The sequence below is a fragment of the Ruminococcus sp. AM42-11 genome (assembly GCF_003480145.1).
Lineage (GTDB): Bacteria > Bacillota > Clostridia > Lachnospirales > Lachnospiraceae > Blautia_A > Blautia_A faecis.
The window spans coordinates 41,802-53,057 of record NZ_QUIO01000032.1; the positions used below are offsets into that span (position 1 = coordinate 41,802).

The window sequence follows — 11,256 nt, forward strand, 5'->3', positions numbered from 1 at the left end:
TTCACTGATTACATTGTACCAAGACGTTGTCCAGTCGACCAGTCCTAATCTGTAAAAGCTGCTATTTTTTTGCAACAGAAAAAAGGCTGCAGGAATTCTATCCTACAGCCAATTTCGCTTTTTTGTTTATTTCACTTTTTTATTCAAACTCGGCAAGTCCAAAGATATTCTTAAACATATTTATTTAAGTTTTGTATCTTTTTTGCCATTATTTTATTTCAGTTGCATATATTATTTTGGCTCGCTGATTTTCTGTTGCCAATTTGTTGCCAGCTTATTGTAAATGATGTAAATAAGTTTGACAACATTTATTTTGAGAACACTGCATCATTTCTGGAAAGAAGGTACACACAATACTGATTCATGCTGATTCCTTCTCTCTGCGAATGCTCTGCCAGTGATCTGTGCAGACTTCTCGGAATTCTCAATTTAAACTGTCCAGAATAGTCTTCCAGACTGTCTGGTTCATGAATCTCTACACCATCTTCTAATGCAGCTTCAATCCATGCTTTTTTTGCATCCAGTGCATTTGCTACCGCACTCTCCACTGTCTCACCACAAGTAATGCAACCAGGCAAATCCGGATAAGAAACTACAAATCCGCCTTCATCTTTATCTTCCACAATTTCCATACGATAGGACATTGCCATATAATCATTCAGCGTCTTCATCATTCTTCGCCTCGCTTTCTACAATCTGCCTTACCATTTCTACATATACTTTCTTGATTGGTTCATGCTTTGGTATTGTAATTGGCATACACCCTTGTTTTCTGAAAGTATAATGGCTACTTCCACTTCTTGGTGCATTCATTTCGTATCCATAACTTTCCAATACCTTCCGTAACTCATCAAACCGGAGGTCTTTCGATAAATTGCATATACGTGTTATCAGTTTATCCCATTTTGACATTTGTCATACCTCCTATCTATATTATATATGGTGTCATATGTGGTGTCAATCAATTTATTATATTATTCCATGATGATTCTACGTTCCTAACAACTTCTATTGGTTTTCCCTGAATTATAGTCTCTCCACCTTTATTTCCTGCATTTCTTCCTACATCTACAAGATAATCTGCTACATGAGAAATAAATTCTATATTATGTTCAATAATTAATACAGGTATATGTATTAAGTTAAAAGAATAAACCCGTAAACAGCAGATCCCCTGCAAAGCTTGAAAACTCTGCAGGGGAACACATAAATTTTATTTTCCCTATGTAATCATCTCCGGTTTCATCTTTCAAAAACAGGTATATCCGAAACATCCCGCTTTTCATTACGGATATAATCCTGATTATACGGGAATCTGGCAACCTTTGCGCGAACCTTCATCTGGCGGGTTCCCGGCGTTCCCCAGAGTATTTCAAGCTCCGTCCCTTCTTTGGCAAATTCTGCGGAAATGAAGGCCAGAGAAATCATGCTATTATAGGTATAAGAGATGATTTTTCCGCTTGTGATCCCGATCTCCTTATCTGCAGCCAGCACCTTATCCGCCCGGTACTCAAAACCAAACTCTCTGACACAGAAATAGTATTCAAGAGCGCATGGTTTGGTAATATCCTCGCAGGGTTCCTCCCCAGGGCTGAGCATGGTTGCAAAGACTTCTGCCACATCCTCGGCGTTCCACTCCAGGGTTACGCATTTTTTTTGGGGCTTTTTCGACATTTCAAGGAGGGCTTCTTTTCCAATGAAGTCATGATTGTATTTAATCAGGAAATCCCATCCCACATCATAGGGAGTAACAAAGCGAGCCTGAAGATCATCCCCCACACTTCCGAGAAGCCTTCGATTGAGATTGAACATGGATAACTGAGGCACTGTGCGCATATATTCTGTCATTTTCTCGCTGGTTTCCAGCCACGGAAGCGGATAGTGAAGATTGATATTCGGGAATCCGGCCTCCGTATGGTTAAACATGTTATAAGCCTGGAGCCCAAGCTTTCTTGCTCCCAGCTTTTCACCTGCCGCCCATACCAGATTATAGATCTCCGCATAATCCGCCATATCTCCGTGAATTTCATAAGCAAGGTTGCCGGACATGCCAAGCCGGATGATGCGTACCTGTTTTCCGTTTACCTCCTGGATTCTATGTCTGCCGAATTTGATGTCGTGAAGATTAGCCTGGAATGCGTTTTCCAGAATCTCTAAGGACTTTTCACCGTCAATCTGGATAAAATATTCCTTTCCGCTCATGTTTTCGCCATGCACATCCAGATCTGATGTATTGACATAATAAGAGATCACCGGATCAAGCCAGTAGGTTCTGTAACGATCTTCTCCGATACGGATTACAACGCCGTCTGTCAGAATCTGACCTTTCTCATTGCACATTACGGCATGGCGTATGCCGTTCATTCCCAGCGTGGTAAAATCATTTGTACAAACCTGTCCCATTAATTTAACGGCATCCGGTCCGTATACATCATAAATGGGGGATGTCATAAGCGCTGTTCCAATCCATGCGCTGGTCTGATATGCCTTGATCTCATCCTCCACGCCCGTATAAGCATATGCCGTAATAAAAGATCCCTGTGGGAACAATAAGGTGGCGCCTTCCAGCGCCGGATTCATCATTTCTGCCATTTTTCGTCCTCCTACTGTTTTTAATTATCTGTAGATGTTCTTGTTCCGATTAAATGATTTTCCATATCTTCAAACATTTCTCTTACCGTGATGGGCTTTTGCCCTGTCAGCTTTTCAAAATCATCTGTAAATGTACTCATTTGATTCAGACGGATTGCCCTGCCAAAGGACACCATTCCATCTGAGCAAAATGGAAAGTTCTTCGCCGTGTCCGCCCACATTTCCTCCGTTGTCCTTGGAACGCCGATGGAGTCAAAGAACTCATACATCTCATCATCGTTGATATATTGATATTCCGTCTTTTTACCCGTAACCTCCGAGGCGATTGCCATGTACTGTGCAATTGTCAGAAGCTCGGCTCCATTTATATCAACAATTCGATCTTCCCAATCAGACATTGCCGCACAGGCCGCCGCAAGCGCACAGTCATCCCTCGAAACAAATGCCATTTTCCCATCTCCCATGTTATTGCGGATGATGCCGTTTGTATTTTCAACTGCTTCCACAAATGTGGAGACCATTGCTTCCGCATATTGGGAATCCCGAAGAATCAAATAATGGATGGGCTGTTTTTTGATATACCTTTCGGTCCATACATGATCGTTTACTTCGTAAGCATTGATATCCTCATGTCCGGCTCCTACAATCGATGTATAAACCAGTTTGTTTACACCTGCCGCCACAGCCGCATCAATTGCAATTTTATGTGCCGCTCTTCTTTTCGGTCCAACGAATGGCATGGAGATCAGAATAACTGTATCCGCATCTTTAAATGCTTCCGTCAGTTTTTCCGCATTGTTAAAATCGGCAATTCTGGTTTCAATGCCCATTGCCTGGTATTTTTCAAGACCATTTTTTGTTGGAGCCGTAAAAATCAAAGCTTCATGAGGATATTTTTCCAGCAATACACGGGCTGATCTGCTTCCAAAATTCCCGTCTACTCCATTTAACAATATCTTTTTCATAAAAAATAATCCTTTCAACTATATAGTTATAATATTAAAAAATCGATACCCCTTTATAGGATGCTCACTCAGCTCTTTTTATTGCCTCCCTCCTTTTGTCTGAATTATATTATCTCCTCTCTAACTGTCGGCGCCTGAACAGTGTTTCCTATATATTTATAGTAAGGCAGTTGCCATCTCCCGTCATCAGTTATATAATTCATTTATACCGTCTTTTTTCGTCAAAAATAACCAAAGGAGTTTTTTGCAATGAAATCTATGAGCATTTCTGTCATCCTTGACTGGATTCCTGATAAATACAGGATTTTTTATAAATCTACGGTCTTAGATCAATTATTCCGGCATGCCCGCATGCTTGATGATTCCATGGAAATAATCGATAATGATTTTCTGTATTTAACACAAGAGAGCTCTTTCCTTGATAGGGAATGGGATATACGTAAGCCCCGTTTCCTGATTTTCTGTACCAAAACCGGATCAAGGGAGGGACAGATAAACCCTTCCTGGATGGAGCATGCCGCCATCTTATATACGGACGAGCCTTTTCATAAGGTATTCCGTGAGTTTCTGGATATTTTTGATAAGTACTATGCCTGGTATGAGCAATGCCTAAATATAATTATCGAAAACAAAGACGTTTCAGATCTGCTTGATTATGCGACCACCTTTCTTTGCAACCCGATTGCCCTTTTTCTCCAACCGGAAAGCTGCTGCATTATACCGGGAAATTTCAGGAAAAAATCGAGGGAACTCTCTGGGACGAGGTTATCAATTTCGGCTTTACACCGACAGAATCCATATATCCTGACGAACACCAGAGAGTTATGCAGGAAATTCACAGCGGAAACCGCTTAATCTCCAGCGTCTTTCGTCAGGATCCATCCCATCACTCTCTGACCGCTCCGCTTTATTTTGAGGGAAAAAACTTTGGAGCATTCGGTACGACAGATATAAACGGTCCCTTTACGGAAGCACAAAAGGCTTTGTTATTAGAAGTCGTTCATTTTACAGAGCTTGCTATGAATCACCAGATTCAGCCTTTTCTTTTGCAGGATGAAGAAAACTATTATGTTATACGGCTTTTACAGGGATATCCGGCAGATGAGCTTTCTACCTCTTATTATCTCCAAGCCAGAAATTATACGAACCAGGATATTTGGTATCTTTATCAATTTTCCCTTCCGGAATCTGACGTCTCGGATACCCGTCAGTCTGCCTATATTCATCAGATAAAAAACATTCTGCCTCATGGAGTTGTCCTCTATTTTGAACATTCTATTGTTGCGGTTTGCCGCAGGCGGGATTTTGATCCTGATTATGAAAAATCATACGCCGCACTGGAGGATTTGCTAAAACGGCTTTCCCTTAAGGTCTATATAAGCACCCGTTTTTTTAGATTCACGGAGCTTTCCATGGCATATGGACAATGCAGGCTTATGAAATCTTACCCTTTGGAGCCTCAAAAACATATTCAAAGGTTTGATGAAGCCTTTCTACATGTTTTATATGGCGTCCTTAAGGAAAAAAACTCCTTGCCGGGCTTCTGCCACCCAGCTGTTTTATCCCTGTGGCAAAGCCATATGGAGCAGGATCTCACACTCATTCATAATTTAAAATGCTATCTTATCAACGGAAGAAATATAGCGGAGACTGCCCGGACGCTTCATCTTCATAGAAACACCTTGATCTACCGGCTACGAAAAATCGAAGACCTGCTCCATATTTCACTGGATTACCTGGATGAAAATATGCTTCTCTATTTATTAATATCCTGCCTCATCTGCGAAACACTTTAATTTGGACATCCTCCTATGCTTGAAATTTGGCTTGCGACAGCAATTTCATTGCAACATAGGAAGATTTTCATTTATTTTGTGATTCTTACTTTTGATTGTTTCCGAACTGAGGGAGTAACAGCCCACAGAGGAACATAATTACCATACATATGGATGCAAGCATAAACAACAAACTATAATTATCTCCCGCAATCGGTGTTAATATATAAGTTGGAATCAAAACAGCTCCAAGAAGCTGTAATGTAGAGATGACACCCGCCGCACTTCCTGCATATTTAGTTCCAAGTCCTTCTAACAAAACCGGTGCGGAAAGGAAAATAGGCATTGACGCTCCAAGCATAATTCCAGTATAAAGAACCAGTATGTGTAAAACGAATATGGACGGAAATCTCCAACACATAATAATTCCGGCAAAACTCAACACGGCAGCTCCTGATACAAACACTTTAACATTTTTGATTTTAGAGAATACAATGGGACCTGTAATAGAACCAATACAATTTCCCAATGTCAACATAGATGCAATCGTACCACATACTTTCAAATCTATTCCATACATGGTCTGCAATGCCATCGGCATAAAAGTGGATAAAGTTACCGTACTGCCAAGAGCCATCATAATACAAATAGAAACTAGCCATATACCTTTATTAGAAAGTACTACCTTAAGAGAATCCCCAATGGAAGGTTGATTTTCCTGATCTATCTTCTCCCTTTCTTCCATTGTATCCTCTGGCTTATCTTTCACAAAAAGCAACCATAAAACAAATACACTAATACAGAATATTGCTGATACAATAAAAGCAGATGTCCTGCTATCAAACAAAACTGCCGTCGTTGCTGTCGCAAATGCTCCCGGAAGTTGTCCGCAAAATGCAAATATGCCCATCAAAATTCCTAGCTTTTCCTGCTCAAACCAACTTGCAGTAATCTTGGATGCATTAATATTGACAAACATATTGGAGAAACCGGTTAATGCCATGCAAAGAAAAAATGGCATATAGCTATTTGCAAAAACTCTCCCAATCATTCCAATTCCAGCTATAACAAATGAAATATTAATGACTTTCTTTGAACCAACCTTGTCAGAAATCATTCCTCCTACAAAACTCAAGAAAATTGCTACAATCATAGGCGCCGTAAATAAAGATGAAAACTGCGATGTTGTAAGTCCAAAAGATTGTATTAGTTCCGGGGCATACACGGATAACTGGTATTGTGCATAACTTCCCGGCATATATGCAAGACACATAATCGTAAATACCAGCCATTTTCTATTTTTTTTACTCATGGAAACTCCCTTCATTCTTCAAAGCCATACGGACAAGAACTAATATCATAATTTTTATTCTCAACCAGATCATTTAATGGAAATTTTGCAATTACTGCACGGATATCCTTTATACGCTTTCCATAATCGCCCCATTTTACAATCACTTCTTCGCACTCTTTGGCATATTCCATATCTATGGTACATTCAGAAATCATTTTATGATAATGGGAACTATATACCGCACTACTGGATAACCCAATAACCTTGCCATCCCTTGTGGTAACATAGTCCTGATGTCCTCCACACATGCCCGGAACGCAACAGGGATACTCCATCTGCTTATAAGGCTCCCCCTCTCCATACAAAGATGCCTGTACATCTAAAATATCTTCCGGATTCCAAATTAAAGATACAATCATCTTTTGAGGATTTGACATTTCTTTCTCAAGAGCTTTTCTTCCAATAAAGTCATGATCCAATTTTGCCATCCATTGCCAGCCAACCTCTACCGGCGTCCGGAAACGTGCACGAAGATTCTCTGGTTCAACACTTCCAGTATATGAAATATTTGCAGGTGACATTTCTACAACCTTCGGATCTTTATAGGAAGCGCTCTCAAATGATACCGTAACTTGCGGATATCCTCCAAAAGCATGATTCACCGGATAACTCCGCCATCCAAGCCTCTTTAATCCCATAGGTTTTCCGATCTCATAAGCCGCATGATATACATTGGGACCATCTTCTTTTAAACCACGAATTTCATATGCAAGTGTTCCACTCATCCCAATCCTGTTCACTTCCACTTCAATATTCAGTCCCGGAATACTTACCTTACGAAATTGCAAAAATGCTAGATCATGAAGATTCGTATTCGTAAGTTTTTCTATAATTGTTAATGACTTTGGTCCTGAAAATTGAAAGACAAAGATATCACGCATGGTCATTTTCACATCATAAGCACCAGTCTCCAACAGTTTCATTGCTGCAAATGGAAGTGCAGCCGTAATCCGATATGTATTATCGTCGTCTTTCATACTAAGACAATGAGCTACTATCAATCCTTCTTCATCAAGCATAACCAAATGTTTATTTTTTCCGTTTTTCCATTTGCTAATGTTATTCATACAAAGTTTTGAGAGAAACGCCTGTGCATCTTTTCCTTGGAATGTAATTTCAGCCCCACTAATCCCTGCATGAATGTAACATGTTTCTGCCCACGATTTACAAGTTTCATACCAAGGATCAGCTTCCCAAGTATAAAGATTCCCAATATTCTGAAAATAGGTAAAACATCTTTATACTTGGGCTCATAATCTACTCTCGCTCCAATATAATCCTCCACTACACTTTCCTCCTTATTCCGCTAATACCCCAAATCATTCCCAGCTCTGTTCCCTCTTTTGCATAGTCCGGGTTGATAAAGCCCAGTGAAATCTTGCTGTTGTAATGATAAGAAATAATCCCACTTTTTTAATCTTGCATCACAATTATTTACTCAAATTTTCTTAACCGTCGGCGCCTGAACAGTCACATTTGATATTTATATTCTAAAATGATTGATCATCTTTGTCATTGGTTATATGATTCAACTACTAATACCTTTTTCGTTATTTTTAACCCGATTATGTTTTTTGCAAGACCTTTTTGCAATTTTATGCAAAAAGGTCTTGCAAAAAACAGACCACTCGCCACTTCCCAGTGACATTATCTTTGTAAATACTCATACAAATTCTCCTCTCTTTCTCTTACATTTCGCTGTAACATACTTTTTTGCGGAAATAATTAGTGTTTACTCTGCCAACTACCGTAAGATAACCCAGCTTCTGTAATTCTTCATTTAGCTGTTTGACAATCTTATAAGCATAAGACTTGGAAACTCCCAGTTCCGCTGCAACTTCTTCTAATCAGCAAGGAAGAATATGATGAATGGAGATATAAGTATCCGGAACTGGATACTTACCAGAAACGTGCCAAGATACCATCTCAGGAATTGAGTGATTACCTCGTAAAAGAATTGACTAAAAAAGAAAAATAAGGAAAAAGAAAACCTTACCGATATTCAGTTTTTTACTTCTGAAAATCAGTAGGTTTCTTTATATACGTTATGAAATAAAATTTTTATCTTTTGAATAATCACAAAATGTTGCCATTTTGTTGCCAGTCACTAAGCAAATTTGTTTGCGACCCGCATAAATACTGGCATCTTATGATTGTGTGGATTATTCAAACTCGCAAATAAGATCTTATCACTATACACTTTTGTATAGGAATTATGGTCCTATCTGGTTTTATATGTATTCCACTGTCCTAAATCCATAGGCTGTACTGAACGGTGTTATCAATTTGTTATCAGGGGAATGTTATCAATTAATCAGCGTAGTAAGCTATTAAACAACATCTTCTACCCGAATCATGTTACCTTTTGGAAGTTCTCTCTTTAATATCTCTTTATAATAAACTGCTGCCAACCTCTCTGCTCTTCCTTCAAACATACTTTCATCCCAATCCTTATTTGCTTTTATAAACTTCTTTACCCACGCATACTGAGATTTTTGATAATAAGGAATTTTTTCTACATAACTTTTCTGTCCTGCATCACCATTTATTTTTCCTTCCAAAAGGATTAAGTTTCCTATATTCAAAGCATGATCGCCACTTGTTTCTGACAGAATATGTTCTATACTTCCATCATCCTCAAAAACATCTTTGCCACTAAGAAAACAATTTAATTTGTAAATTGCATATTTGCATTTAACATTTGTTGGCTCATCCTTTTTTGTAAAAAACAACTCTTTAAATTTTACAACAAACACATCATAACTTGGATACAATTTATTAAGTGGTATAATCAATTTTTCATCAATTACCCTGCTCGTATCTGATTTATTAGTACATTTTCGCAACGCGATAGCAAAACGAGAATATATCGTCTCCAGGTTATTTGTTCTCATTGAGCAAACTGCTGTAAATGCAAAATGGAAATTTTCTATTGTTAATATTGCTTTTTTAAACTGATCTGTAGATACTAAATTACGCTCCTTTATATCATACAATGCCAAAAGTGCTATTCTCGTTTGGACTACATTAAATGTTTTATTCATAGTGCTTAATGATTGAACTAGCCAAAAATATTCTTTACGATTATTATAATCTTCTCTTCTGGGATTTATGATCTTCATATAATTCTTGGCATTTAAAAGAAGATCCTCTAAGAAATTACGATAAAGTGTCTCATTTTTGACAATTGTTTTATTGAAACTATCATAAAGTACACTCGCATTACACCTTTTGTACTTAGATATCCAATAGTGTCTGAAAAACGTAGCCATCCCAACGGTTTCTGAACCTGAATTCAAAGTCGTCTTAATATCATTCCAGCATTCTTCAGCAAATGTTCCATTAACTCCATCTTTTAATTCTTCGAATATTTTATTCTTTATCAAATCAATATATGCTAGCCTTTTTCCTTTAGCATTTAATATTGCAAATATCCTATTTGCTTGATCTTTATCTCCTGCCGCAATTGATATAAATGTACAGTCCAAAACTTGATCTCGTAATGCTTTTAAAATATCCACATATGAGATTGAATTAACTATATCATCTCCCATTCGCTTTTTTAACAATTTTTTCAATGAATTTTCAGATGTTTGTTGTAAAAAAAATTCATATGTCTCTTGTATACAATTTTCTTCTTCTGTACTTGGCTCCGTCTTGATCTGTTTTTCTCTATCTTGAATATAATATACAAAATATGGATAACTACTTTTACTTTGCAAAACACGTACTTCTTCACCATTATCATCCGTTGTCATAATGTAATTAAACAATTGCTTACTAAGAGTATCTTCTCCTAATTCACGAAAGCGATCTGACAATACTGAAAACAAAATGGTTATAGTCGTTAAGCGTTGTTGTCCATCAACAACTTCTATTGGCTTATCTGGTTTCTCGGCAAAATTCCCCACAAAAAGCATTGTTCCTAAAAAATATTGATCATCGCTTATTGTTCCATTTGATGCCACCAAATTATTCATCATATCTTCAAAGAATTCTTGATAATTCTTTTTGTCCCAGGAATATTCCCTCTGAAATCTTGGAATCACAAACTGGCATCCAGACTTCAATAAACTACGTATATTTTTTTCATCTGGTTTAAAATTCATCCCTTACCTCCGTCATATACTATCAATTTATATAACACACTATATTATTGTAACCAATGAACCTCTTACAAAATCTGTCAGATATGAAAGACACATAATTTCTTTTTTATCAAACGAACGCTTTTCTGGTGCAAGTGCTCTCCGTTTTCTCAAATCAAGAATAATATCGACCATTTCTTTAAAGATCATAGCTCAGATTAGTTGTGTGATTCCACAATGCAAACCCGCAAGCAAAGCCTTATCGTTATATATTTTTGTATAGGTGTTATAGTTCTATCTGGTTTTGTATGTGTTCCATTGTCCTAAGTTCACAGATTGTACTAAATGGTATGCTCCCCGTCAAGAGGACAATAAAAATAATAAATTTTTGTATCGTCAGCCATGCTATAGCTGGCGATATTTTATGCTGCTTTTGTATATTGCTCATGATATTTCATTGGTGTCATTACATGCAGTTTCCT

Annotated in this window: 11 protein-coding genes and 1 pseudogene; 3 read left to right on the forward strand and 9 right to left on the reverse strand. The window is 37.9% G+C overall.

What is annotated here, in order from left to right; all coding sequences use genetic code 11:
- Window positions 1-308: 308 nt before the first annotated feature.
- The 4 genes from DW904_RS16715 to DW904_RS16730 form a co-directional block, all read right to left on the reverse strand.
- The gene (locus DW904_RS16715) at window positions 309-671 is read right to left on the reverse strand and encodes a type II toxin-antitoxin system HicB family antitoxin (protein ID WP_117449528.1); all 363 of its coding nucleotides are present in this window, start codon (window positions 669-671) and stop codon (window positions 309-311) included.
- Window positions 655-912, reverse strand: a complete 258-nt coding sequence (locus DW904_RS16720; RefSeq protein WP_055054195.1) for a type II toxin-antitoxin system HicA family toxin — start codon at window positions 910-912, stop codon at window positions 655-657. The genes DW904_RS16715 and DW904_RS16720 overlap by 17 nt, the downstream gene beginning before the upstream one ends.
- Before the next feature lie 330 nt (window positions 913-1,242).
- On the reverse strand, window positions 1,243-2,592 hold the full coding sequence (locus DW904_RS16725; RefSeq protein WP_118582903.1) for an aminomethyltransferase family protein: 1,350 nt from the start codon (window positions 2,590-2,592) through the stop codon (window positions 1,243-1,245).
- A 20-nt stretch (window positions 2,593-2,612) separates the two neighbouring features.
- Window positions 2,613-3,557 carry an NmrA family NAD(P)-binding protein gene (locus DW904_RS16730; RefSeq protein WP_118514200.1) on the reverse strand — a complete coding sequence of 315 codons (945 nt, stop codon included), beginning with the start codon at window positions 3,555-3,557 and terminating at the stop codon, window positions 2,613-2,615.
- A 249-nt stretch (window positions 3,558-3,806) separates the two neighbouring features.
- On the opposite strand from DW904_RS16730, the gene DW904_RS16735 reads away from it, so the two are divergent.
- Window positions 3,807-4,412: a hypothetical protein gene (locus DW904_RS16735; protein ID WP_118582906.1), complete on the forward strand. Its 606-nt coding sequence runs from the start codon at window positions 3,807-3,809 to the stop codon at window positions 4,410-4,412.
- On the forward strand, window positions 4,382-5,353 hold the full coding sequence (locus DW904_RS16740) for a helix-turn-helix domain-containing protein (RefSeq protein WP_118582909.1): 972 nt from the start codon (window positions 4,382-4,384) through the stop codon (window positions 5,351-5,353). Before DW904_RS16735 ends, DW904_RS16740 begins: the two co-directional genes overlap by 31 nt.
- An 85-nt stretch (window positions 5,354-5,438) precedes the next feature.
- Here DW904_RS16740 and DW904_RS16745 read toward each other — a convergent pair whose 3' ends face one another.
- The 4 genes from DW904_RS16745 to DW904_RS24135 form a co-directional block, all read right to left on the reverse strand.
- Entirely contained in the window at window positions 5,439-6,644 is a 1,206-nt protein-coding gene (locus DW904_RS16745; protein WP_202187755.1) for an MFS transporter, read from the reverse strand.
- 11 nt (window positions 6,645-6,655) lie between these two features.
- Window positions 6,656-7,753: an aminomethyltransferase family protein gene (locus tag DW904_RS16750; RefSeq protein ID WP_118582915.1), complete on the reverse strand. Its 1,098-nt coding sequence runs from the start codon at window positions 7,751-7,753 to the stop codon at window positions 6,656-6,658.
- Window positions 7,750-7,971, reverse strand: a complete 222-nt coding sequence (locus DW904_RS24130) for a hypothetical protein (protein ID WP_118582918.1) — start codon at window positions 7,969-7,971, stop codon at window positions 7,750-7,752. Before DW904_RS24130 ends, DW904_RS16750 begins: the two co-directional genes overlap by 4 nt.
- A 403-nt stretch (window positions 7,972-8,374) precedes the next feature.
- A complete protein-coding gene (locus DW904_RS24135) occupies window positions 8,375-8,512 on the reverse strand; it encodes a DNA-binding protein (protein WP_118368555.1) in 138 nt (45 codons plus the stop codon).
- A 20-nt stretch (window positions 8,513-8,532) separates the two neighbouring features.
- Here DW904_RS24135 and DW904_RS24140 point away from each other — a divergent pair.
- A pseudogene (locus tag DW904_RS24140) lies at window positions 8,533-8,664 on the forward strand (transcriptional regulator); the annotation flags it as partial.
- A 352-nt stretch (window positions 8,665-9,016) separates the two neighbouring features.
- Here DW904_RS24140 and DW904_RS16765 read toward each other — a convergent pair.
- Window positions 9,017-10,795 carry a DUF262 domain-containing protein gene (locus DW904_RS16765; protein ID WP_118582921.1) on the reverse strand — a complete coding sequence of 593 codons (1,779 nt, stop codon included), beginning with the start codon at window positions 10,793-10,795 and terminating at the stop codon, window positions 9,017-9,019.
- Window positions 10,796-11,256 lie beyond the last annotated feature (461 nt).